Origin of the sequence: Qipengyuania aestuarii, from assembly GCF_019711535.1 — a bacterium.
GTDB classification, from domain to species: domain Bacteria; phylum Pseudomonadota; class Alphaproteobacteria; order Sphingomonadales; family Sphingomonadaceae; genus Qipengyuania; species Qipengyuania aestuarii.
The window spans coordinates 331,744-356,727 of record NZ_JAIGNP010000002.1 but is presented as its reverse complement, the minus strand read 5'-3'; the positions used below and the strand labels follow the sequence as shown (position 1 = coordinate 356,727).

Here is a 24,984-nt window from a genome sequence, read left to right as displayed (position 1 = left end):
GTTCCGATTTGCAACCCGGCAGTCTATCTGATGACGCATGACCGAGATCGACGACTCAAATGATACCGAGGCTGATGGCCTGAGGAAGATCATTCACGTCGATATGGACGCGTTTTTTGCCAGCGTGGAGCAGCGCGACAACCCTGAATTGCGCGGCAAACCGGTGGCCGTTGGCGGATCGAGCGGGCGCGGCGTTGTGGCAGCGGCCAGCTACGAGGCGCGAAAGTTCGGCGTCAATAGCGCCATGCCCAGCGTTACCGCCAAGCGCCTTTGCCCCGACCTCATCTTTTGCAAATCCCGCTTCGATATCTATCGCGAGGTAAGCCAGCAGATCAGAGCGATTTTCCGGCACCATACCGATCTCGTCGAGCCGCTGAGCCTGGATGAAGCCTATCTGGATGTAACGGAAGACAAGCTCGGGATTGGCAGCGCCACGCGTATCGCTGAACTCATTCGCCAGGAAATCAAGGCGAAGACCAGACTGACTGCAAGTGCAGGGGTGAGCTACAATAAGTTCCTCGCCAAGCTTGCGAGCGACCAGAACAAACCAGACGGAATGTGCGTGATCCGCCCTGGGCAAGGCGCGGATTTCGTCCAGTCGCTCCCCGTTCGGCGCTTTCACGGAGTGGGCCCGAAGGCGGAAGAGAAGATGACCCGTCTGGGTATCTCATCAGGCGCCGATCTTGCCGCCAAGGACATCGAATGGTTGCGCGCAAATTTCGGCAGCTTTGCCGACTACCTTTACCGCGCAGCGCGGGGCATCGATTTGCGCCCTGTCCGCTCCAGCCGCATTCGAAAATCGGTGGGCGGTGAGCGTACGTTCAGCCGTGACTTGTCTTCGGGCAGCGAATTGCGTGAGACGCTGGACGATATCATCGACATCGTCTGGGGCTATATCGAAAGAGCCGAAGCGACAGGGCGGACTGTGACGCTGAAGATGAAATACACCGACTTCCAGATATTCAGCAGGGCGAAAACGCTGGATCAACCCATCACGGAACGCGCCCAGTTCGAACGCTGCGCCAAATCCTTGCTGGAAGAAGTGCTACCACTTCCCATGCCGATCCGGCTGATGGGCCTGACGCTGTCTAAGCTGGAGCGTAGTGAAGCGGAGGAACCGAGGCGGCCTGACGCCCAGTTATCGCTGCTCTAGGACTTGCGGGCCTGCCACATCTCGAGCCGCTGCTGCGTGATACGGCTCAGCGGCTGCGGCAAGGAATGGGTCGGAAAAAAGCGTGCCTCTATGATTTCCCGGCCATCGGGTTCGGGCATGTCATGCACCACCCCTTCGAAAAGGTATCCCTTATGCGCTCCACCTGAAATCGTCTCGTCCACAGTGCCGATCAGTCTCAGACCATCGACTTCGCACCCGGTTTCTTCGCGCAATTCGCGGCGGGCCGCAACCTCTGGCGCTTCTCCATTGGCGATACCGCCGCCAGGGAAAAACCATTCCTTGGGGCCATAGCTATGCCGGACCAGCATTATCTGACCATCGAAATCTTTTCCGATGATCATCACGCCATCCCGCGCCACGCCCGTCGTCCGGCGGATTTTATTGCGCAGGCGATAAGCGACGCGAAGAGCGAGCCGGTGAAGCGGAGCAGGAATTAGCTGAAGCATGTAACCGGTTGTTTAGCGCCCGAAAGCAGCCTCGCAACCGGCAAATCGTGTTTCTGCTCTACGGCATCTGCGAAGACCTTCCGCTTAGCGTCACCACGGATCACCAACAAAAGTTCGTCGCTATCGAGCACGGACGGCAATGTCAGGGTAATGCGATCGAACGGAGCTTCTGGCGGCAAGGGGTCCGGCGTCAGCCTGGCGATTTGTCGCTCTTCGTCCAGCTTCGGGTCGGTGTTCGGGAAAAGCGAAGCAATATGTCCGTCCTCCCCCATGCCCAGCCAGGCCAGGTCGAAATGTGGCACCTGTTCCATGATGGTCAGCGTGACAACTTCCGCCCCAGCAGGCTCGAAAAGCGCGCGAAGCTTGCCCGTATTCGAAGCATCGTGATCCTCGGGTACGACGCGATCGTCACCGGGCCAGACTACCAGACGGGACCAGTCCAGACTTGCCTTCAACAATTGTTCGATAATCGGGAAAGGGGTGGAACCACCGGGCACCGTGATCACCACCGGGCCTGTGGTAGCCGACAGTGCAGCACTCAACTTCTTCTCCAGCCATGCTGCAATTTGGACGTCGTCCGCATTTTCGATAATCTTGATATGTGTCATGGCCCTACCGAATACAGAAAACCCGCCTGCGGCAAAGCCGCGAGGCGGGTGAATTGCTATGCGTCGACACAGTTACTTGCTGGACTGGTTGAGGAACCAGATGCGTTCCTCGCACTGATCGATCCAGTCATCGACAATTCCGCTGGTCGCATTGTCACCGACGGCCTCCGCCTCTTCCTTCACGTTCTCAAGTCGACCATGAAGCTTGCGGTTGTCGTCGCGCAATTCGGCCACCATCGCATCGGCAGTGATTGTTACGTCGTCCTGGTCCTTGATCTTGGTTTCCGAAGCGACAGTACCGATCGACGTAAGCGTGTATTCGTCATTCTTGCGCACACGCTCTCCGATGTCGTCGACCGTGCCAATCAACTGGGCGGCCTGCTCATCGAACAACAAATGCAGATCACGAAACCTCGGTCCGGCCACATGCCAGTGAAAGTTCTTTGTTTTGAAATAGAGTGCAACAGTATCTGCCAGCGCCCCGTTGAGCGCTGTGACGAGACCTGCTTTTGCGTTGTTACCAAGTTCGGGCATGAATTTCCTCCGAGAGTGTTTTCACGCACCCAACGGAGAACTCGCCCGCAGGTTTCGGCGAGACTGGGGAATTCAGTAATCGTTTTTTACGATCACAATCAGCCCGCCCAAGGTCCGGTGATGGCCACGGTTCGCGTCGGTGCATAAGCATTGACGAAAAACCATTTCCCGTCGGGTGAGAAACACCCACCCGCCAGCTCTGTCTGAAGCCGCAAACGGCCAAACACATAGGGATCGCCGACCGGAGTCAATCCAATCAACCGGTTGTCGACGACATCGGTATACTGATCTTCGCAGACGATCAGATGTCCATTGGGGCCTACGGTAAGATTGTCGCCGAAATTGAACTGCTCCTTGTTCTCGCTTTCGAAGAAGAGTTCCACTTCATCAGCACGGCGGCTGCGCCCCGGAATGAGCTTGAAGATCTGGCCCAGTTCTGCGGCGCCACCGCTCGTCGAGCAAACATAGAGTTCATCAGACCCCATGTGGATGCCCTCGCCGCGCGCGATGATGGCCGCCCCCATCGCAGCGGCGCGTTTGCGCAGATCATCCTGCGGCGCATCGATTGCATCGAGTGGCAGCCACTCGATCTTATAGCGACGACCCACGGGCATGGCGGAGGCCTTCCAATTGCGTGTATCGGCAATGCCCACGATCCGCATGGCCTGAAGCTGGCCACCTTGCTGCAGCTTTCCGGGCACCGTGGGCACGAAGCGATAGAGAACCGAATCGTCGCGATCTTCGGTCAGATAAACGATACCGGTGGCCGGATCGACGCATGCGGCTTCGTGATTGAAGCGGCCCATGGCTTTGAGCGGCACGGGATCGACCAACCCGTTTGCTGCCGCGGGAACTTCGAACACCCAGCCGTGGTCCGCGCCGAGCTTTTCGGCGCCCAGATGCTTCGTCTCCGTTACGAATTCTTCGCACGTGAGCCAGCTCCCCCAGGGGGTAATGCCACCCGAACAATTGCGGATCGTCCCGCCAAGAGAACGAAATTCCCTTTTCTTTTCCAACGTCTCCGCATCGAGAACGACAGTAGTTGTCCCGCCCGGCAGGACCGTTTTGCCCGCGATCTTGTCGTAACCCTTCTCAATAAGCCCGCCCGATTCGTCACTGGGCACGAGTTCGTGATTGCGTACCAGAGCGATTTCTCCAGAGGGCAAGGGAAGGCAACCCATGCCGTCAGCCTTGTCGGGCACTGTCCCGCCATCGCTCATCTGATCGCCGAGGCTGGAGATGAGCCTGTATGTGAAACCCTTAGGCAGGTCGAGCAGACCATCGGGATCCGGGACAAGCGGACCATAACCTGCGAAGCCACCGGGCATTACTCCGCGCGTCATGCATCCGCTGAGAGACAGCGCCGCGAAAGCGCTGGCTGTAGCGGACAGGAACTGGCGGCGGTGCAATTCTGCGGTCACGAAATTCTCCATCGGTGCGTGTCGCGTCGCCATGCGATAGCAAAGCGACAGCTGAATGACAGAGTTTGCGTCAGATTAACCTCAGCTTCCAGGGTAAGCTCTGCAACACTGCTAATTGAGTTTCAGTCTGTAGGTGGCCAACGCACGGACACTATTGCCAGCCAAATCGCTAGCTGCTCCGACACGAAGCGCACTGCGTTCACCCGACTTCTCATACCCGAGGGTTATTTCGGGCCTCAACTTGCCACGCATGTCTATCGGGCGCTGCTCAAAGCGAAGACTGCGGCTGGCCAGATCGTAATCGGAGCCGACCGTCACCACGCCATTTGCCCTAAGGCCAACCAGCCGCTGTGCGACACCCATGCTCAGCCGCCCGCCCCATGCGCTGCGAGAAGTGGTGAAGCCATAGCGGCCGCTGGCGATCGTTCCCGCTTTGGTGAGCAACATATCGTCTGATAATTTCAGCTTCGTCGCACCGAGGCTTGCATAGCCTTCTAGCGTCCAGCCCCCGATAGCGAACCCTTGCGCAGCTTCGAAGAACAAAGTGTCGGCACCATCACCGAACCGCATCGCTCCCGCGCCGACCGGGGTGCCGAAAACGGTCCCCTTTTCGCCAAGGTACCCAAATTTCAGGCTTGATTGCTTACTGGACAAGGCCGCGCTTGTGCCGACGACGCTCATCCCATCGCGCTTCCCGCCGACGGCATTGAGGCTGAGAAGCGTCTCGCCCACCACGTGCCGCACGCCGATGCTCGTCTGTGCCAGCGGAGAGTAGGCAAACATTGCGTCGGATGACGGGGCAAGGCCCATAAAGTCGTCCATCACATTATCGGTGGAATTATATCCAGCTGTGACGGTGGTCGCGGTGTCGATACGATAAGCCAGTTGCGCAGCAGTCAGACGATTTTGCAGAAGCTCCTGGCCGTCCTCGTCGAGATACCGTGTGGGAAGCGCGGTATAACCGACGCTCGCGCTCATTTTCTGGCTAGTGAAACCGGAAACACCGGAGTTGGCCTGTGCGTCCATTCTGCGGTGAAGCCAGCGCTCTTCCCCTTGCTTCGGGCTAACGACCAACCCCGATAGATCGCCCGAATAGTTCCGGCCGTACGCATCGAGAACCGTTATGTCTGCATAAGCCGCTCCTAGCGACGCAGGCCCCCAGGCATCGAGAACGCCGCCCACGACTGCGATGGAGCTCGATACGGCGGTCGAGCTTCGGCCATTGGACAGCGCTGGATTGATCGGCTCGAGAGCAGCGCGAACGTCAATCAACCCTCGCCCATAGATCGCGTCCGTGCCGGTTTCGCCCATATCGCGGGCGGTATTAAGAATAATATTGCCGGCATCCTGCCCGCTGAGTTGTGGCCACTTCGACAGAACCATAGCCGCAAGAGCGCTGACCTGCGGTGCTGCGGAGCTGGTGCCCGCGAAATATACGGTCTGGCCGTCGGCATTCATCGTCACGTTCTCACCGACCGCCGCGACACAGCGATCCATCGCGACGCCGCAGCGGTCGGAATAGGACGAGATTGTGTAGTTTCGCTCATCCGCATCGATCGCGACGACGAAAATCTGCACATTGGCCGTCTCATCGGTGAGATCGCGGAAATTGCTAACATTATCCTTGCCGCTGTTCCCGGCTGAGCGGACTATCAACCCGCCCGATGCTCCGTAACGGAGAATGCGCTCGATCTGGTAAGGCTTGCCGCCCTCATCATTGGAGGACAGCGACATATTGAGGATCGGGATTTTCTTGTCCGCTGCCCATTCATACACGTCGGAGCCGAGAAGCATCGTTTCCTCGCCATCAGAAACCGAGTCGATCCGTAGCGATGCGATCTTTACCCCCGGCGCGAGACCCTGGGTACCCCGTCCATCGTTCTTGCCCGCGATGATCGCTGCAACCGGCGTGCCGTGCGTCGAATTGGCATCTCCGGTTTGGCCGCCGGGACGAAGCGGCTGCCGGCTGGAGCCATTGATCTCCAACCCGAAATCCTTGCTCAGATCATGATCGATCTGGCCAGCAAGTTCACCAATCTCATTCACACCGTCATCGACGACGCCGACGACGACGCCGGAGCCGTCCCAGCCGCTTTCCAATGCGTAAAGACCGTTGATGAGCTCGGCAGCGACGTAGTTCTGGCGATACTCCCGGTCGTCTTGCGCCGACCTTTGGGGCTGCTGCGCCTCAGGGGTAATCACATACCCTGCTGGCGGTGCCGGCGTGGGACTGGGTGTCGGAGCGGGTGTTGGCGCAGGAGTTGGGGTGGGCGTAGGGGTTGGCGCTGGCGATGGCGACGGGCTTGAAACCGGGGGAGGCGTGCTGCGAACCGAGCCCCCGCCACCGCACGCGGCCAGACCACAGGAGGCCACCCCGGCCATGAGAGCGGAACAAGCACGAATACGCACGGAATTCTGAGACAATTTGCCGACCCCTAAAAACTGCGACCTGCCAGTCTTAGTCGGGCAAATCTATAGCATTCCTTATTTAGAGCGCTCGAATTTAAGTTCAGCTTAACGCACCTTGATAGGAATTGCCGCGCTGCCCTAGCGCAACGATCTGCCGAAGCCATCGCTGTAATCCGGTGTGAATGTTCATCCCTTAAATGCATGAAATCAAATGATCATGATGTATAACGTCACCTTAGATAGGCCCCTCGATCAAGCCTGCCGGTAGCGCGGAGAAGCGCTGCCTGTGCTATCAGCACATCGCTTCGCGCCCTGGCGAGCGCGAGCTGTGCGGAGCGGTAGCTTTGTTCTGCCAGCAGAATATCGATCGTCGAGCGCAGACCGAATTCATATTCCGCCCTTACGCCGTCCAGCGCCAATTGCGCGGCGGCCAGCCCCTCCTTGCTGGCATTTTCGCGCCGAGCCGCCGCTGTCAGGCCAGCCCATGCCGTTTCGACCGTGCGCATCGTTTCACGCGCCTCTGCATCGGCGGCATAGCCGTCGGCCCGAAAGATCGCCTCGGCTTCCCGCACCTGCGATGCATATAGGCCTCCCGAATAGATCGGCAGTCTGACCGCCAATCCCAGACTGGCAGCATTGTCGTAGCGCCTCAGCCTGCCGCCGCTTTCGTATAGTCCCTGACCATATGCCCCCACGAGCCCCACTTCGGGCGAGCGTTCCGCGCGGGCTCGCGCGATCCGGGAGAAAGAAGCATCGGCGATGCGAAGCCGTTCGAGCAGGCGGGGATTGGCGCGTTCGGCCGTAGCTTTTGCTTCCGCAAGGGTCCCTGGCAACAGCGCCGGAGCGGGGACGTCGGCCACCAATTGACGAGGCTCCCTTCCCACGATGGCGAGATAGGCGGCCTGCGCGGCTGCAAGCGCCGCTTCGGCATCCGCGAGATTGGCGATGACGCTCGATCGCTGGGCTTCGAGCTGGGCGACATCGGTGCGCGTTGCCTCGCCAAGATCGAAGCGCGATTTCGCCTCGTCCACCTGCCGGTCCAGCCGCTCGATCCCGATCCGTGCCACCTCGACCGCCTCCTGCGAGAAAAGCAGGTCGGCATAGGCCAGCACGACGGTTTCAAGAACAGCCGCCTCACGGTCTCGCAGGCCCTGCTCGCCCGCCGCGACATCCGCCGAGGCCGCCCGCACGGAAGACTGCACTCTTCCGCCGGTCCAGATCGGCAGACCGGCGCGCAGATCGGCACTGCCCGCATTTCCCCGGCCAAGATCGTCATAGCCGGCGTCGACATTGGCAGAAAGCGTGGGGCGGCCCTGCGCCCGCGCCTGCTCGGGCTGTTCTTCCAGCGCATCCTGCCGGGCGCGGGCTTCGGCCAACACGGGGTTGGTGGCATAGGCCTCGGCGATTGCCTCGCGCAGAGTATCGGCCCGGGCTTGCGCCGGAAATATCATCAGGAGGCCTGCGAGCAGCGTGAATCCGGTCAGCAGGCGCCTAGTCATGGCGCAAGGCCCAGGACGGTGCCGTGCGGCTGGCGCGCAGCGACTGTCCCAGCACAGTCAGAACGGCAATCGCGATGGCGATAAGGCTGGCTCCTATGAAATGAACCGGCGAAAGCTCGATCCGGTCGTCGAAACCCGCCAGCCATGTCCGCATCGCCCAATATGCCAGCGGCCACGCGATGATGTTCGCGATGAGGACAGGCCGCATGAACTGGCCGACCAGCAATTTGACGATATCGGTGGCCGACGCACCAAGAGACTTGCGGATGCCGATTTCCTTAACCCGCCGCGCGGTGTTGAAGGAGGCAAGCCCCCACAGGCCGACCATGCCGATCAGGACGGCCAGCCCCGCGCCGATGGCGAACAGGCGAGTAGCGCGTTCGTCATCCTCGTAGAATTCCTGCAAGCTTTCGGTGCCGGTCTCAGCCTCGAACGGTATCTCCCCCGCCACGCTGGTCCACGCTTCGCGTGCGCGTTCGGTCGTGACCCGGGGGTCGCCCGTGAAACGCAAGGTCATGACGCCGTATTTCGGCTCCTCATAGTAAGTGTAGTAGGTCGGATCGACGGGCTCACGCGGTGACAGGAACCGCATATCGTTGACCACCCCCACAATCGTCCGGGGAGGCGCGCCACGACCTATCTGCTTACCTATTGCCTCTGCAGGATCGGAATAGCCGAGTGAACGCATCAGCAAAGTGTTGATGACGACATTCTGCGGTTCTTCCCACTCCAAGCTGGTGGCATCATCCATACCATGCTGCGCATCCAGATAGCGGCCGGCGAGAAGGCGCGTACCGTAGGTTTCAAAGAAAGCTGGCCCGATCGCGATGCGCCGCATGGAGATCGGTGGGCTGCCACCTTCGGCGAATGAATCGACATTAGTGGAAGTGCCTCCGCCGACCACCCCGTCACTCATTGATGCGAACCGGACGGAGGGGAGCGCCTCCAAACGAGATTGGACAGCCCGCCGCTGAGCCTCATCATCGAGCAGATACATCGATCGCACAAGCAACAGGCCTTCGCGGTCGAAACCGAGATCGGAATCGCGCAGGTGCTGCGTTTGGGCGAAAAGGACGGCCGTGCCGATCATGAATGCAATGGCGAGCGCGAATTGCACTGCAACCAGCGCTTGCCGGGTGCGAGTACCTGCCCGCCCGCCGCCCGGCGCCTTGGCTGAAGCGAGAACGCTTGCAGCGGGATAGCGAGAGAGCAGAAACGCAGGGTAGGCTCCGGCAATCAGTCCGATCACGAGAGAAAGCAGGATCAACGGCACGACAACGCCATCGCCTCCCAGGTAGGCGATGCTTAGTTCCAACCCACCAGCAGCGTTGATGAAAGGGAGCGTCAGTTCGACGATAATGAGCGCGAGGAGACCCGCTATTGCGACGGTCGCGATGGCTTCCGTCAGAAACTGTCTGATCAATGCCGCCCGATCGGCGCCCAACACCTTGCGCATGGCGACTTCGCGGGCGCGCAAGGCGGCACGGGATGTCGCAAGGTTCACGTAATTGACGATCGCTATCAGCAGCGTAAGCAGGCCGACGATCCCCAGAGTAGCGACGGACTGTCGACGGCTGTCCGGCTCACGGCCCTCGGGCGTCAGATGCCAGTCGGCAATCGGCAGGAGATTGATGCCGATCTGGTCGCTGGCAGGTGCCTCGTAATTATCGGTCGCGCGGCGATTCACGAAGGCGTTGGTCGCGGCCTCGAATTGGCGAGCGTCTTCCCGATTGGAAAACCGGAGGAAGGTCTGAAGCGAGGTGCTCCCCCAATTGCTCCACCAAGGGCTGTCGGCATCGTCTGGCAGCCGGGTGAGCATAGTGAATTCCAGCTCGCTGTTTGGCGGCAGATCCACGAATACCCCTGCGACGCGCACCGAGCGTGTTTCGTGATCAATCGTCGCGGTCATGGTTTGTCCGATGGCCGTATCACTGCTGCCGAAGAAGCGTTCGGCTACGCTTTGCGAGATAAGCACATTGCCCGGATCAGCCAGCGCCCGACGTCCCTCGCCCGCGGCCATGGGCAAGTCGAACACATCGAAAAACGTGTCATCGGCACGTTTCAGATCTTCGTTTACCGCAACGCCGTCCTGGATAATCGATGCGCCCATCGGTTCGATGCGGGTGCCCACGATGCCGGGAAAGTCCTCGCGCAGCTGTTCGAGGAGTCCCCCCATCGTCCAATGGTGTCGGCCACTGAACGGCTGATCGGGAACACGGCTGTCCGTCTGCACCAAATAGACCTCGTCATAGTGCGGCAGCCAGGTCTCGTAGCTGGTCTCGAAGCGGACATAGAGGCCCAGCACGAGGAACACGGCGATCCCCACTGCCAGCCCGCCGATATTGAGCGCGGCGTACAGTTTGTGCCGGGTGAGCGAGCGATAGAGCGACAGGAGCGCGAAGCGGTTCATGGCGTCCCCTCCCTCAGATCGCACGCATGGCGCTGGCGACGATGCGGCCGTCGAGCATGTCGATCCGGCGCTTGGCCATATCGGCATGGCTCGGCGAGTGGGTGACCATCACAATGGTCGCGCCATCGTCGTTGAGCGCGGTCAGGATGTTCATCACCTGCTCGCCATTGGCGGTGTCGAGATTGCCGGTCGGCTCGTCGGCGAGAATCAGCTTGGGCTGGCCGACGATGGCGCGGGCGATCGCGGCGCGCTGCTGCTGACCACCCGAAAGCTGGTGCGGAAAATGGCGTGCGCGGTGGGCGATGCCGACGGTGTCCATCGCCGCCGCCACCCGCTCCGCTTTGTTTCCCGCCACATCCTTGCGATAGGCAAGACCGAGCGCGACGTTTTCCTGGATCGTCAGTTCGTCGATCAGGTTGAAGCTCTGGAACACGAAGCCCAGCTCGGCTGCGCGAAATTTCGCCAGATCTTTTTCGCCCATGGCGGCCAGATCCGTATCGCCGAACCAGTATTGGCCCGAGGTCGGCCGGTCTATCGTTCCCAATGTGTTGAGCAGGGTCGATTTGCCGCAACCCGATGGGCCCATTATGGCCAGAAATTCGCCGCTTGCCACGGCCAGATTGACGTCGAGGAGAGCAGTGGTCTCGACTTCGTCGGAGATATAACGGCGTTCGATATTCTCGAGCTTGATCACGAAGATAATCCCTCTGTTCAGCGGATATTGATGGTGTCGCCCTTGATCCGGGCAAGATTACTGGTGACGATGCGTTGGCCCGGTTCGAGGCCAGACAGAATTTCGACCTGTCGCGGGTTTCGGCGACCGATGGTCACCCCGGTCCGGCTCGCGTGTTCTCCGTCTCCAGTGACGAGGAACACCGATGAACCGCCATCGCTCAGCCAGCCGCCAACCGGCGCAATCACGGCCGCTTTTGAAGCGCCGAGGGTGATCCGCACGTCAAGTGTCTGTCCGCGATTGAGATCCTGCCGCGGTCGGCGGTCGAATGTCAGTTCCACTTGGAACCTCCCGTCGGTGACAGTCGGCAGGACCTTGGATACCGTCAGCATGGCGCCTTCGGAGGTGCGCGCTTTCTGGCCCAGTTCTACGCGTCCGAGATAATATTCGTCCACTTCCGCCTCCAGCTTCCAAGCGCCCTCGCTATCGACCTGCCCAGCAGGATCGCCTGCAGCCAGCGTCTGCCCTGGCTGGAGCGAGAAATTGGTGAGCCGGCCCGCCATCGGCGCGCGTATCACCAGCGCATCGAGACTGCCGCGAACGGCGGCGAGGTTGCTTTGCAAGCGCGCGCGAGTGGCATCGAGCATTCGCCCCTGGGTCGCGGTTATTCCGGCCTCGGCAGCACTGCCCCGCCGAAGCTGCGATAGACGCCGGGTCTGGTAATCGACTTCTTCCTGATAGCTCTTCACGCCTGCGTCGGAGACAAAGCCCTTCTGGTGCAACCGGCGACGGATATCGAGATCGCGGCGTGCCCGGATCAGATCGTATTCGGTCGCGGCCACCAGCCCCGCACGTTCGACCCGCGAACGCTGGATGCCGAGGTTTTCCCCCGCCACCCCGCCCAACTGGCTGGCGATCTGGGCTTCCTGGCTCAGCACGGTCAGTTCGAGGTCTGGGTTGGCAAGCCGGGCGAGCGGCTGTCCTTTGGTCACCAATGCGCCATCCTGAACCAGCAGTTCTTCGAGCTGGCCGCCGCTCATCACTCCTACCAGTGTGCTGGTGGCAGGGACAACGCTGGCTCGGACTGGCAGGTAGTCATCGAAGGGCGCGCGAGTGACTTCCCCGATCTGGAGATCATCGCCAGCAACATCGGTCGATCCGCTGGCAGGAAGGGCGTTCCAGCCAAGGACTACGAGTGCGACGGCTCCGATCCCGCCAAGGAACTTGCGGTCGAGCCACCAGTGGCCACTGCTTTTTTCGATCTTGCGGTCCATCGCCGCGCCGGGCGCGCCCTGTGACAAAGGGTTGGACTGTTCGGCTTTGTGCGTCATCATGAGCCGAGTATCGCCGAACAGGGCCGAAAGACCTAAGTCTATATGATTAAAAGAAATTCTGGCGAAGAAGCAGGCTCCAGCCGTCCATCGGCGGACACAGTGTCCGGAAATGGACAGCAATTCTCTGCGTCAAGCGTCAAATCCAGTCTGACGATTCTCCTCATCGACGACCGACCCGAAGTTGCTGGTGCCATGGAAATCGCGTTCCGCATGGCCGGGCACAGGCTGACTGTCGCGCATTCGCCCCAAGAAGCCTATTCCACGCTTGCCCGAACGCTGTTCGACGCGGTCATACTGGATCTTAATTTCACTCCGGGAGTGAGCAACGGCCAGGAAGGCCTCGCATGTCTTGAAAGGCTGATGGCAGACGATCCTGGCACCAATGTCGTGGTCCTTACCGCACATGGCGGTATCCGAATGGCAGTGGCCGCGATGCAGGCAGGCGCGAGAGATTTTGCCGTCAAACCGTGGAGCAACACCGATCTCATCGCCAAAGTCGAAGGTGCGGCCGCGCGTAAATCGTCACTCGTACCAGCAGGCTTACCATCTTCCGAACGCAGTGCGCAGCCTCCGCGCATTCTCGGCGAAAGCGCAGCGGTCGAGCATTTGCGCCACCTAATTAGAAGAGTTGCCCCGACCCGAGCCGGGGTGGCGATCACAGGGCCGTCAGGTGCGGGCCGCATGCTTGCCGCACTTACTGTTCAAGCGGCCTCGGCCGATGCCGGCCAGGTGCCCAACATCCTCGACCTGCGGGAAGAGAATGCGCTTGAAAACCACGCGCATTCTTCCGGGACGGTGATCCTGCGTTATCCCGACCGGCTGAACGAGCTCGAGCAGGATCGGCTTGCCGCAAACCTTTCCGCCAACCTACGTCCGATCGCGATAATCGATCGGATTGAGGACCTCACCCCAGTCCTTCGGCGCCGTATCGCCACGATCGAGCTTGCAGTTCCTGCGCTGTGCCAGAGGCGCGACGATATCGCTCTCTTGGCACGGCACTTCCTGTTGGACGCAGCGGAGCGGTTCGGACGCCCTGTTCCCCGCCTGACGGAAGCAGCTGAAATCGCCTTGCGCGAAGCAGACTGGCCGGATCAGGTGCGTGGCCTTGCCGCAACAATGGAACGGGCAGTGCTGCTAGCTGATGAAAACGGTACGATCGACACGGCCGCCCTCGCGCTCGGTGGACCAGCAAGGACAAACGATCATGCGCCGAGCGGCAGCGTCAATTTCGATCTTGATCGGTCCGAGAAGGCGATGATCGCAGCAGCCCTGGCCGAACATCATCACAATGTCAGTCACGCCGCCAAGGCGCTCGGATTGAGTCGGGGGGCGCTTTACCGGCGAATGGAGCGCCACGGCCTGTGATGCTCTACCACGGGCGAGGGTGGCGGGCATCAGCGCTGGGGGGAGGTCTGATCGCATCGGGCCTCATATGCACTCACGCCTGGAACAATGGCCTCTGGGGACTGTTCGCCGGAGCTTTTCTGTCGGCTCTCTGGATGCTGGCGCTGGCGTGGTGGAATGCTGCGCAACTTCCATTGCGTCCGGCGGAGGGTCAAGGCGGCGGTATCGACGAGGAGACGACCGTGCATCGCTTGCTCCTCGACGCTGCCCCTACCCCCCTGCTTGCCATCGAGCCAGACGCGGTTCGGGTTCTCAACCGAAAGGCGCGCACTATTTTCGGCTCGGATCACCGGATCGTGCCCGCCCCTGCTGCCCTCCTTGATCCTTCCGCAAAAACCTTGCGCCACGAAGGTCGCTTGTGGCGGATCGATCGCGTCGAAACTTCCGCACACTTGACTGTCGCGGCTCTCATCGATGTCGAGCACGAAGAACTTGCCGCTGAAGCGCGAGCCAGCGCCGACCTGATCGAGATTCTAGGCCACGAATTGCTAAACGGTCTGTCACCGATTGTCTCACTTGCAGAAAGTGCGCAGATGGCTGCCGCGCGAAAACCGCTGGATGCAGAACTGCTGAAGGAAATTCTGGGGCCGCTTGCGCGCCGCGCCGAGGGCCTCGAGCGCTTCGCAACCAATTATCGTGCCTTGGCCCGCCTGCCCGAACCTCGCCTCGCCGAGGTCCCGCTCGCCGAGTTCGTAGAGGACATTGCGCGGCTTTTCGCAGAGCGATGGTCTGCCACACTCGCGATCGAATATGACGCCAGTGACCGTTGGATCATGGATCGCGATCAGATGCACCAGGCAGTTTGGGCGCTGCTGAATAACGCCGCCGAAGCTGCCGATGCGCAGGGCGGCACGCAGGTCGGGCTCACCGCGTGGATCAGGCAAGGCCGCCTGACGATCACAGTTACCGACAGCGGCCCTGGGGTCAGACCCGAAAGTGCGGCGTTGATTTTCCGGCCCTTCCACACGACCAAGCCGGATGGCTCAGGTATCGGCCTTTCCCTCGCACGCCAGATCGCGCGGGCTCATGGCGGCTCTCTCGAACTCGTGGGCTCCGCCCCCACCACCTTCCGGATTGAGATCCGATGACGACGGCTCCAGAAACGCTTTCCCGGAAGGTAGCCTGAGCACCGTCAGCCTCGGCGTTCTTGCTGATCGATGAGTCGCAGCGATCGAAAGACAACGCGCGGCACCGATTCGAATAAGCCCGGTCTGAGGCGAGATGGCTGGCGTTGCATGCGATGCCGCAGCGGACTTTGTTTAATCAACTGAAAGCAAAACGAAATCGAAAGGCTGAAGATTGCTCTTCTAACCCGTTCGGGACGTATTGTGGTAAAATTAACTATTTCGGGGTAGTCAGTAACCATCTTGGAGACTGGCGATGCGGAAAACATCTCTTATTCTGGCTTTGGCGATATGCGGTACTTCGGCTCATGCGCAGCAGCGTGATGTTGAGGGATTTTCTGTTTCTGCCATTGTTCCTGAACGCTGTGACATCGCATCCGATGCGCTTTCCATTGACACCGGTTCAGGCGAAGTTCGCGGAACCTTGACCGAGTTCTGTAACTCGTCTCGCGGATACCATATCCTCGCAAATCATCGTTCGCTTGCAGCCGATGAAAAAGTCGAGATCGAGTTCGACGGAGAATCGGTTGTGCTCGACGCTTCCGGCCACTCCCCCATTGCGTTCCGTTCCGGTCCACGCATGAGCAGGAAACCGATCGCAGTTCGCTCGGAAAATCTCGGCAGCGGTATGGCGATCAGCCTGTCTTTGGCGCAATTCTGATCACAGCGCCGAAACCGTAACCGTCACCCGATCAGAATAGCTTCCGGCCCTCGCCGCGGCAGGTCCTGCCTTGATGCTTAACCGGTGGATGATCCCCAGCGGCGGCGCAACGCTCGGTATCGTGAACTCGCTTCCCGCTGCGAGGTTCACCAGCATGTCGTCCATTCGCAAGTCGTAGGGAATGCGGTCCAGCCCGGCCTCATGTTCCAGCACGCCGGCATTTTCGGAACTGAAACTCACGCTGTAAGGTGAGGTGCTCCACACCCGGACGCCGAAAGGATCCGACTGGTTCGGCTTGTCCTTTCCGATGGTGCCAAGCTGGACCGACCGAATGGAATCAGTGCCTGTCGCCCCGACGAGCCGCATGCTCACCGACGACGGAATAGTCATGTTGATCGTCAGGATGTGTCGGTCAACGACCTCCCCCGCAGAGTCGAGCAACGAAAGCAGGAACTGTTCGCTCCGGAATCCCGCTTCGAGGCCCCACCGGGTGGGAACCGTCACAATGAACGGAACGGCGCGGCCGTTTGACCCGCCGGGAATACCATTGACCAGAAAATCGCTTTCTGCAGTGGCAGCAGAGCCTTCGGTGGGCAGGATATCGATCGTGTTCGAACCCGAACGCAGATTGTAGGCAAGCGGTGCCCCCACAGTGGCGCCATCGAGCCGGGCGACGCGAATATTGGCTGTGCAGCGCCCGTTTCCGTCATTGCGGACGCGAATGTTGAAGTTCTCGCGAGAAACCTCGTTGGCGCCGATCGTGACGCCCGAAACCGTTACCGTGGTGCTTGGTTCGGCAAATTGGGGTTCGCAATCCTTGGCCATGGCTGGCGTGGAGAAGAGCGCGGCAAAGGCGAGCACCTTGACGAAATTATGCATGCGTTTCTCCTAATCCTCGCTGGCTGGCAGGTTGACCTCGTCGAGACGAAGCAGACCGGTGTTGTCCTCAGGGACGGTTATCTCGAATTCCCGACCCTCGCGCGAAATCGTGACGCTGTACGTCTTTCCAGGTGAAAGACCGATGATACCAAAGCGGCCTCTTGAATTGGTAAAGAAGGGCATTGGCTTGAACCCTTCGTCATCGACCGAGGTGATGGTCCCCGACCAGAGTTCGGCCGGGCTGCCGCCTACGCTCAACGTGCCCACGGCGCTGACAAAGCGGGAATCGCCCACCACGATCTTGTATCCGGAACGGAACCGGGGCTCGACGCGCGCCGTACCGTCGCCGACGGCAACCACCTGATCCGCACCTTGCAGGTCGAACTGTATCGATTGCACATTATAGGATGAAAGATCCGACTGAACGGCCGCCCCCAAGGGGCCGCTGCGGGCGGTATATTCGTTATTGCTGAGCGACCGGCCGGAGATCACTTCCTGGTCGCGGAGAACATTGTTCGGCTTCAGCACCGCGAAGGAGTCGAAGATGGGACGACCGATGCCGAACGAACCGTCGGCATAGGCAAGTGATGTACCGATCTGAAGGCGGGCGCGCTGGTCGGATGTGAGATCTCCGAACCCGGTCCCGCTGGAGATGACGGTCGCGCGCGCATCAAACCGGTTGCCGACATAATTGACGCTGCCGTCGACGCTTGTCGATCCCCGCGTATCGGAGAAGCCAACATCATATCCGAAGGAACCGACGGAGTTGTCTGATCCGCGCGATGCAGTAACCCGGGTGGTTTCCCTGCGGCTGCGGTAGTCCGCATTCAGGCGGCTGCGGTCGCCGAATTGCCAGGCGAGACCAAGGTGAACGCCGAAATTCTTGCTGGTAAACTCGTCTTCGCCAAAGACCAGCCCGCCGGTCAGCCTCATCCGGTCTGTCAGACGGTGGAAGACGTCGACGAAGGCAAGCTTGCGATCCTCCCGGTTGCCTCCGCGTTTCGAGTAGAGCACCCCGGCGCTAGCGTAGGTTCTCTCGGTGAGGGATTGGGTGTAGCTTCCCGAGACAGTCAGCAGATCAAAGTCGCTGGGGAATATGTCGCCAATCGTGGTGTAGTTCGCGCTTTCGTAATCGACGGTGACGCTCAGTTGCCGACGGTTCGCCAAGCTGTTTCCGCCTTGTACTCGGTACCCTGCGCGTACCGATAGTCCCGTTCCGTCAGCGAAACTCGTCGCGATCTGCGCATCGATGACGCCGGGTATCACCTGCGGCACGAACGTTGTTTCCGCGGCGATGACCTGCACGTCTTCCGAGATCTCCAGCGCGCCGCCCAGAATGAGTTGTTCGTTCAAAGCGCGCCGATAATAGCCCGTGGCGACCGGATCGCCGGTATAGTCGGGCTCGAACTCTATATCCCTCGCAATGAAGCCGGCGCCCAGAACATATTCGTCTTCGCCCACTGCCAGGTCGAGCGGTTCGAAAAAATAGTCGAGGTCGATAGCCTGTCGCCGGCCTGCTGAATCGGTGATTACGACACGCACATCATTCGAGCCGGTTTCCAGCGGGAGATTGCTGAAATCGTAACGACCGGGTTCAAGCTGTAGCGATCGGACGACATCGTCGTTCACAATGACTTCCACATCCGACCGGCTGTCGAGAAAGATTTCGCGCCCACTCAAAAGCGGGACCGCAATGAACGGATCGAATATCCTCCGCCGCTTCTCGACGGCCACCCCGCCGATGAACGGCGTTCTCAAAACTGGTATTGTATTCAGCCGAAGATCGCCCGCCTGATAGCGGTGATAGCTTTCGGGATCGTCGTAGATCGCGCGTACGCTGCGCCGGTAGAACCGGTAGTCTTCGCCGAACTGGCCGGTCAAAGCGCCGTCGAACTCGAGAACGACGTCGCGGTATCGCGCCGCGCCGAACGCGAAAAAGCTCGGCTCGTCGGCCCCATCGCTGTCGGAATAATCCAGGTTCGCGTTAATGTTCATGTAAGCGCTGAACTCAGCCGGCTCAATTGTCGGTAGCTCGGATGGGATCGGTGAATACCGCTCGCCGCCCAGAGAGCTTACTGGCCGGTATTCACCCGCTAGCGTCTCCACGACCAATTCCAGGCGACCGTCGTCGAAACGCACTGGAAAACCGGCGGCCGCTAGACGAGCCGGAGTCACGAATGGAGCGCTTCCCAGGACATCGTCCAGCGCACGGAGTCCATCTTCGTTCAAAAGTTGCGCCAGTTGCAGGCGCAGGCTTTCTCGTTCGATCCGGGTCTCTCCGCCATAGGGAGATGTTTCGACCACAACGTCGCCAAGAACGCGTTCCCCGTAAACAAGCGGTACTGCGAACGTGATTTTCCTCTGGCCGGCGGGGATTTGCGATGGCGCGGTTTGCCAAGCGATTTTCTGCGCCCACGCGGGTGCGGGCACCACTGCTGCCAATGCGGCAGAAATCGCAATCCTGCTCGCCAGCCCGCTCATGCCTTGGCCCCCACCCTGCATGATCTCAGGGATTGATTTCGACTTGGACGCTGCCAGGGCTCAGCTTGACATCGGTGGGTAGGAAGAAGCGGCGTGTACGTCCCGGGCCGACCACACCAACGCCAATGTGGCGTGTCAGTTCACCCCCCTTGAACTTGCCTTCATAACGATTCCCGTCCGACGTCGTGCCGGTGACGATCCAATCCGAAAGCCCGGCCATGAAATACCGGTTGCCATCGTTACGCACCAGCAGGCTGAGGCCATCCTTCTCGTCCTGTGTTGACGGATTAACTTCCGCCACCGCAGCAACCGGGGCGGTGCCATCGGGGACAACGTTCACAAGGACGTTGTAATTGACCACGATCTGCACCTGCGAGGTTTCACCCTCGAACTCGACCGGCACCTGCCTGAGCGCGAGATAATAGATTTCCGATTGAGAGAGCTCGGGCTCGCCCACGTACTGGACGCGGAAAACTTGTTGAGAATTGCCTTCGACGATTGCTTGCGCGGGGAATACCAGGAATTGCTCCTCCGCAGGAGACATCTCCAACTCGCCATCTTCCGTGATGACACCGCGCATCATCACCGCTTCGAAGGGAATATCGCGCAAGCTGTCATTCGTCAGCTCGACCCGGGCGATCGAGTTCTGGCCTGCCGGCTTCAACTCGACGATCATCGGAGAAATCTTGGCTGCCTGGCCGGTTACAGGATAGAACATCAGCCCGAAGCCAGCCAGGATCTTCAATCCTTGGCGTATCAGAGTTCCCATGATTGCGGCCCACCTCCAAATATTTATTGCCCCTACGGGCCACTCGCCCGCGTAGCAGGGAAGGTAGGGAGGGGACCTTCAGCCCCCTCCCGATCAATCACATCAGCGCGATCAGATAGCGCCGAGATTGACGGTCGCAGTGGACGAGTATGCGCCGGCGAGAGGGCGCTTGCCCTTGAGGTCTTCCTGATTGACGACGACCGAAAGCTTCGCGCGGTCATGGAAGGCATCGGTGTTCGACTTGGAATCACCGTCCTTGGTCAGCGAGTCGAAGAACATCTTACGGAACGCCGTGCCGTCGGATGCTTCGAGACCCATGCGAACCGGAATGACATTGGTGAAATCGCTAGCATCAGGGCCGTCGTTCGCTTCGTCGGTGGTCATCGAATCTGCAGCGATCGACATGTCGGCGCCATAGTTGCAGCTGACCCAAATGTTCTGGGTCTGAGTGCGGCGACCGAAAGTGCCCTCAAGCGCGCTTTCGCCGGGATCTTCATTGATTGCCAGATTGCCGAAATTCACGTCTTCGGGAGCCTCGACACTGCACTCTGGCAGGATGTTCGCGCTGATGGTAAAGCTCTGGCTATCGGTATCGCCGGCATAAGCAGCGGTGCTGAACAGAGCGGCCGACGCGGTCGCGAAAATAAGCTTTTTCATTGGGGTACCCTCTCGTAGACTGAATGATCGAAAATAGACTTCGATGCGCAATTTCGAGTTTGACCCCAAAGCCAAATAGCTTCGAATCAGCCTCGAACAGCGACGACATCGACCTACGAAGAATTACTTAGTCCGGTCCGAGAGATCCGCCTTTGTCCCAGTTTGATGCAGTGCCAAGATGCCCCGATCCGCAGATCGCCTTGGCTTCGATATGCTTGTCACTGCTGCTGATTGTGGCTTTACTGAAGATGCAGAAACAGGCTTCCGGCTCGCGAGCCAGCCACCGATAAAATCGGGCCTGGATCGCAATTGGAATTAAGCGCATCGATAGCGCTGGCTTCAGACCTTATCGGCGAGAATGGACTCACCACTAGTTGAACCAGCCTACAGACTGGTCAGCAAACGGTCGAGGATACTCTGAGCCAGAGAGCCTTAGAACGGAATATCGTCGTCCAGATCGTCGTAGTTCGAGCTGCCGCCCTGGCTTCCGCCGGAGGAGCCGCCACCTTGGTTCCAGCCGCCGCCGGACTGACCGCCGCCATAGTCTCCGCCGCGCGAGCCGCCGCCGCTGCTGCTTCCGCCGCTATAGCCGCCACCGGACTGGCCGCCACCCTGACCGCCGCCGGGACCATCGAGCATGGTCAGCGTCCCGTTGAAGCCGCGGAGCACGACTTCCGTCGAATAACGGTCATTGCCCTGCTGATCCTGCCACTTGCGGGTCTGCAGCTGGCCTTCGACGAACACTTTCGAGCCTTTGCGCAGGAAGCGCTCGACCACGTTGATAAGGCCTTCGGAGAAGATCGAGACAGTGTGCCATTCGGTCCGCTCCTGCCGCTCGCCGGTGTTGCGATCCTTCCACTGTTCGCTGGTGGCGATGCGCAGATTGGCGACCTTGCCGCCGTTCGGGAAGCTGCGGATCTCTGGATCTGCGCCCAGATTTCCGATGAGCATGACTTTGTTGAGGCTTCCGGCCATCGATTCGTTCCTTCGTGAATATCTTGCCGCATGGCCTAACGACCCTGGCCAAACAGTTCTAGGGGAATGCCAGGGCATTTCCCCCGCACTGGACCTAAAGCCCCAGGCTCACCGCGATCCAGTGGGTCGCGCCTGCCGCAAGCCATGCCAATGCGAAGAGATAGACGACCATGACGGTCGGCCACTTCCAGCCATTGGTCTCGCGCCGGGCGACTGCGATCGTGGAGAGGCACTGCGGCGCGAAGACGAACCAGGCCAGGAATGCCAGCGCGGTCGGCAGGCTCCACAGGGCTGCGATCTTCTCGGTCACGCCTTCGGCTGCGACATCCTCGTCTTCCGCATCGACGGCATAGGTCGTGGCGAGCGCCGAGACCGCCACTTCGCGCGCTGCAATCGCCGGGACAAGCGCCAAACTCATCTCGCGGTTGAAACCGACCGGTTCGAGCACGGGGTGCAGCGCATCGGCCACCGCGCCGGCGAAGCTGGCATCGAGCTGGCTTTCACCTGGATCGGCCTTGGGGAAGCTGAGCAGCACCCACAGCGCGATCGTGGCCACGAAAATGATCGTACCGGCGCGCCGCAGGAAGACCCAGGCACGCTGCCACAGACCGATCGCAAGATCCTTCAAGCGGGGCAGCTGGTAACGTGGCAATTCCATGATGAAGCCGCTCGCCGCGCCTTTCGTCACCGTGCTGCGCAGGACCAGAGCGACCACCATGGCGCCGACGATACCCGCCACATAAAGCGCAAACAAAACGAGCCCTTGCAGGCCGATGCCGGGGCCGATCGTCGTCCTCGGGATGACGGCAGCGATGATCACGGCATATACCGGCAGGCGCGCAGAACAGGTCATGAGCGGGGCTATGAGGATTGTTGTCAGCCGGTCCTTGGGATCGGAAATACTGCGCGTCGCCATGATACCGGGAATGGCGCAGGCGAAGCTGGAAAGGAGCGGAATGAAGCTTTTGCCCGACAGGCCGACACCCGCCATGAGCCGGTCCATCAGGAATGCTGCGCGGGCCATATAACCGCTTGCTTCCATGATAAGGATGAAAGCGAAGAGGATCACGATCTGCGGAAGGAAAACCACCACCGAGCCGACGCCTTCCAACACGCCTTCGGTAAGAAAATCCCGTACGATGCCGGCGGGAACCAAGTCAGTGGTCGCTTCGGACAAGATACCTACACCGCCTTCCAGCGCGTCGGCGAAGGGTGTGGCCCAGGCAAACACGGCCTGGAAGATTATGAAGAGCAGCCCGAACAGGATTACCGGGCCGATCCACGGATTGAGGAGGACCTTGTCGACGCCGTTTTCGATGCTGTGCCGCGTTGACTTGGACAAGATTGTGCCGCGCGCGATGTGCTTGGCCGAAAGCCGCCGTTCAGGCAGCGTCAGATGCCAGCGCTTGTGCGCTTCCTCGTCGGCATGAGTTTCGGCTTCTGCAATGGCCGCCAGCAATTCACTGATCCCGCGACGACGAACGGCAACGGTCGGCACGACGGGCACGCCAAGGGCTTCGGACAGGGCCGCCGGGTCCAGTGTCAGGCCGTCACGTTCCGCCAGGTCGACCATATTGAGCGCGACCACAGTGGGGCGCCCCAGTTCGAGCACTTCCTGAGCGAAGACGAGATGCTGTTCGAGATTCGCCGCATCGATCACGATGACCAGCACATCGGGCACAGCCTCGCCGTCGAAAGTGCCCTTCACGACATCGCGTGTCACCGCTTCATCGGGGCTGGCGGCATCGAAACTGTAAGAGCCTGGCAGATCGAGCAGTTCGACGGGCTCCCCGCTCGGCAGGATCAGGCGGCCAGCCTTTCGCTCCACGGTGACGCCGGCGTAGTTGGCGATCTTCTGCCGGGCACCGGTCAGCGCGTTGAACAGGGCCGATTTGCCCGAATTGGGGTTGCCAACAAGTGCGGCCGTATATTTGCGGCTCATACCGCTTCCACCGTGATGGCGGCTGCATGGGCGCGGCGGATTGCAATGGTCATGTTGCCGAGACGCAATGCTATGGGATCGCGGGTGCCGAAGATTCCGCGGTGCATGATCGCAACCTCGGCCCCTTCGTCCACACCAAGGGCCTGGAGGCGCTTGCTCTCGTCCTCGGCAAGCGCGGCCCAGTCGACGCTGGTGATGCGAGCGCTTCTCTCACTGTCGAAACCGTCCAATGTCATGCGCGCCCCCTCTCATATCGGAAGGCTTGTTGCAACTGGTTATCAATAGCGCGCCAATTAGCGCGCAGGATAACGCAGGCGGCCCAGGAAACGCGTGACACTGAAGCTTTCGCGGTCCGATCCCAGCCACTTCGCCTTGACCTTTTCGAAGGTCATCACGCCCTCGATCCGCCGGTCGAGGAAGGCACGGGTTTCTTCCTTGCCCTCGCTCTGATCGTCGACGAAGACGGCGAGCGTGGCGCCATATATCGAGGCGAGTATCGCACGTTTGGTGTAGTGGTTGTAATCGGTCGCGGTATCGCCGGCCAGGCGCCACATGATGTCGGCGCTGTTCCAGCCCTGTTTGAGCGCACGCGGCGCATTTTGCGGCATGGCCATGATGGCAAGGCCCCGGCGCAGCGCCTCTTCCTGCCCCGCCACCGCGTCGAGCCTGAATTGCACAAGGCTGCGGATCCGCTCGCGAATCTTCATCTGGGCCAGCTTTTCAGGCGGAAGAGCTGCGGCCATGGCCATGTCAACGGTTTCGATCCAGGCGCTGACCATATCCATCGCCGAAACGCCGCCGCCCTTGCCCTTGAAGGCGAGCCGGGCGACATCGATGTCCGCGCCCATCTGGTCGGCCGCCATCACCAGCGCCTCTTCGGTCCAGCCGTCGAAAACGGCGGCATCGGCGATCGCCGGGGCAAGCGCCAGACGAAGCTCGTCCAGCGTCAGATCGGCGGGATTTATCTCAGCTTGGTCCATAGGTCTCGGCCTCGTCCTCATCCGATTTTTCTGCTTTCTCGATAGCCTGCAGCGCGCCCGAACGTGCACCCAGCAGTGTTGCGTAATCACGCGCGCTGCGGCCCGAATTGTCCGTCCGGTCCGGATTGCCGCCCTCGGAGACAAGCAGTTCGATTAATCCCAGATCGCGGCGATGGACCGCACTGATCAGCGGCGTTTCGCCCGTGCTGTCCGAGACGTCGATCTGCGCGCCGCCGGCAATCAGCCGCTCCACCCCTTCGACAAAGCCGAGCTGCGCGGCGATCTGAATCGGATAAACGCCGTTCTTGTCGGCAATGTTCGGATTGGCGCCGCGCTGAAGCAGGAATTTCACCCAGGTGATGTCGCGCCGCTGGACCACCGCATGCAGGGCAGTTTCGCCAGTGCCGATATCGCGGGCATTGATGATGGTATTGCCCGGCTCATCGAGCAGCCTGGTCGCGACATCGCCTTCACGATCGCGCACGGCCTTGATGAAAGTGTAACCATCGGATTGCCGCTGCGCCGCCGCTGGGCTTGCCGAAAGAACAAGCGCCGTTCCTGCAATTGCCAGTATCCGTATCAGTCCAACCCTGCGCACTGTGGC

Annotated in this window: 22 protein-coding genes; 4 read left to right on the top strand and 18 right to left on the bottom strand. The window is 60.4% G+C overall.

Annotated features, from left to right (window positions below; all coding sequences use genetic code 11):
* The first annotated feature begins 37 nt into the window (after positions 1-37).
* Positions 38-1,153, top strand: a complete 1,116-nt coding sequence (dinB, locus tag K3175_RS06940; RefSeq protein ID WP_221542646.1) for a DNA polymerase IV — start codon at positions 38-40, stop codon at positions 1,151-1,153.
* Here the strand turns inward: dinB and K3175_RS06935 are convergent.
* The 9 genes from K3175_RS06935 to K3175_RS06895 form a co-directional block, all read right to left on the bottom strand.
* Positions 1,150-1,620 (bottom strand): NUDIX domain-containing protein, encoded by a 471-nt coding sequence (locus K3175_RS06935; protein ID WP_221542645.1) that lies wholly within the window; start codon positions 1,618-1,620, stop codon positions 1,150-1,152. The two genes, dinB and K3175_RS06935, sit on opposite strands and share 4 nt — an antisense overlap.
* Complete coding sequence (locus K3175_RS06930; protein WP_221542644.1) at positions 1,608-2,228, bottom strand: 6-phosphogluconolactonase; 621 nt, start codon at positions 2,226-2,228, stop codon at positions 1,608-1,610. The genes K3175_RS06935 and K3175_RS06930 overlap by 13 nt, the downstream gene beginning before the upstream one ends.
* Positions 2,229-2,300: 72 nt before the next feature.
* Positions 2,301-2,762 (bottom strand): Dps family protein, encoded by a 462-nt coding sequence (locus K3175_RS06925; RefSeq protein WP_221542643.1) that lies wholly within the window; start codon positions 2,760-2,762, stop codon positions 2,301-2,303.
* A gap of 98 nt (positions 2,763-2,860) precedes the next feature.
* Positions 2,861-4,216 carry an alkaline phosphatase PhoX gene (locus tag K3175_RS06920; protein WP_247710770.1) on the bottom strand — a complete coding sequence of 452 codons (1,356 nt, stop codon included), beginning with the start codon at positions 4,214-4,216 and terminating at the stop codon, positions 2,861-2,863.
* A gap of 78 nt (positions 4,217-4,294) precedes the next feature.
* Positions 4,295-6,385, bottom strand: a complete 2,091-nt coding sequence (locus K3175_RS06915; protein ID WP_345719335.1) for a S8 family serine peptidase — start codon at positions 6,383-6,385, stop codon at positions 4,295-4,297.
* 437 nt (positions 6,386-6,822) lie between these two features.
* Positions 6,823-8,091 carry a TolC family outer membrane protein gene (locus K3175_RS06910; protein ID WP_221542642.1) on the bottom strand — a complete coding sequence of 423 codons (1,269 nt, stop codon included), beginning with the start codon at positions 8,089-8,091 and terminating at the stop codon, positions 6,823-6,825.
* Entirely contained in the window at positions 8,084-10,501 is a 2,418-nt protein-coding gene (locus tag K3175_RS06905) for an FtsX-like permease family protein (protein ID WP_221542641.1), read from the bottom strand. Before K3175_RS06905 ends, K3175_RS06910 begins: the two co-directional genes overlap by 8 nt.
* Positions 10,502-10,514: 13 nt before the next feature.
* Positions 10,515-11,195: an ABC transporter ATP-binding protein gene (locus tag K3175_RS06900; protein WP_221542640.1), complete on the bottom strand. Its 681-nt coding sequence runs from the start codon at positions 11,193-11,195 to the stop codon at positions 10,515-10,517.
* Positions 11,196-11,212: 17 nt separating this feature from the next.
* Positions 11,213-12,508, bottom strand: coding sequence for an efflux RND transporter periplasmic adaptor subunit (locus K3175_RS06895; RefSeq protein WP_247710769.1), 1,296 nt, complete (start codon positions 12,506-12,508; stop codon positions 11,213-11,215).
* Between the two features lie 42 nt (positions 12,509-12,550).
* On the opposite strand from K3175_RS06895, the gene K3175_RS06890 reads away from it, so the two are divergent.
* The 3 genes from K3175_RS06890 to K3175_RS06880 all read left to right on the top strand — a co-directional run bounded on the left by K3175_RS06890 (position 12,551) and on the right by K3175_RS06880 (position 15,697).
* Complete coding sequence (locus K3175_RS06890; protein ID WP_221542639.1) at positions 12,551-13,873, top strand: sigma-54-dependent transcriptional regulator; 1,323 nt, start codon at positions 12,551-12,553, stop codon at positions 13,871-13,873.
* Positions 13,873-15,000 carry a sensor histidine kinase gene (locus tag K3175_RS06885; RefSeq protein ID WP_221543156.1) on the top strand — a complete coding sequence of 376 codons (1,128 nt, stop codon included), beginning with the start codon at positions 13,873-13,875 and terminating at the stop codon, positions 14,998-15,000. Before K3175_RS06890 ends, K3175_RS06885 begins: the two co-directional genes overlap by 1 nt.
* A 292-nt stretch (positions 15,001-15,292) precedes the next feature.
* A complete protein-coding gene (locus K3175_RS06880) occupies positions 15,293-15,697 on the top strand; it encodes a hypothetical protein (RefSeq protein WP_221542638.1) in 405 nt (134 codons plus the stop codon).
* Here K3175_RS06880 and K3175_RS06875 read toward each other — a convergent pair whose 3' ends face one another.
* The 9 genes from K3175_RS06875 to K3175_RS06835 form a co-directional block, all read right to left on the bottom strand.
* The gene (locus K3175_RS06875) at positions 15,698-16,576 is read right to left on the bottom strand and encodes a hypothetical protein (protein ID WP_221542637.1); all 879 of its coding nucleotides are present in this window, start codon (positions 16,574-16,576) and stop codon (positions 15,698-15,700) included.
* 9 nt (positions 16,577-16,585) lie between these two features.
* On the bottom strand, positions 16,586-19,057 hold the full coding sequence (locus tag K3175_RS06870) for a fimbria/pilus outer membrane usher protein (protein WP_221542636.1): 2,472 nt from the start codon (positions 19,055-19,057) through the stop codon (positions 16,586-16,588).
* Positions 19,058-19,082: 25 nt separating this feature from the next.
* On the bottom strand, positions 19,083-19,826 hold the full coding sequence (locus K3175_RS06865; protein WP_221542635.1) for a fimbria/pilus periplasmic chaperone: 744 nt from the start codon (positions 19,824-19,826) through the stop codon (positions 19,083-19,085).
* 111 nt (positions 19,827-19,937) lie between these two features.
* Positions 19,938-20,483, bottom strand: coding sequence for a Csu type fimbrial protein (locus K3175_RS06860; protein ID WP_221542634.1), 546 nt, complete (start codon positions 20,481-20,483; stop codon positions 19,938-19,940).
* Positions 20,484-20,915: 432 nt separating this feature from the next.
* Positions 20,916-21,458: a single-stranded DNA-binding protein gene (gene ssb, locus K3175_RS06855; protein ID WP_221542633.1), complete on the bottom strand. Its 543-nt coding sequence runs from the start codon at positions 21,456-21,458 to the stop codon at positions 20,916-20,918.
* Between the two features lie 94 nt (positions 21,459-21,552).
* Entirely contained in the window at positions 21,553-23,400 is a 1,848-nt protein-coding gene (feoB, locus tag K3175_RS06850; protein WP_221542632.1) for a ferrous iron transporter B, read from the bottom strand.
* Positions 23,397-23,636, bottom strand: a complete 240-nt coding sequence (locus K3175_RS06845; protein ID WP_221542631.1) for a FeoA domain-containing protein — start codon at positions 23,634-23,636, stop codon at positions 23,397-23,399. The genes feoB and K3175_RS06845 overlap by 4 nt, the downstream gene beginning before the upstream one ends.
* Before the next feature lie 57 nt (positions 23,637-23,693).
* Positions 23,694-24,380: a COQ9 family protein gene (locus K3175_RS06840; protein ID WP_221542630.1), complete on the bottom strand. Its 687-nt coding sequence runs from the start codon at positions 24,378-24,380 to the stop codon at positions 23,694-23,696.
* A complete protein-coding gene (locus tag K3175_RS06835) occupies positions 24,367-24,978 on the bottom strand; it encodes an ankyrin repeat domain-containing protein (RefSeq protein WP_345719334.1) in 612 nt (203 codons plus the stop codon). Before K3175_RS06835 ends, K3175_RS06840 begins: the two co-directional genes overlap by 14 nt.
* Positions 24,979-24,984: the final 6 nt, after the last annotated feature.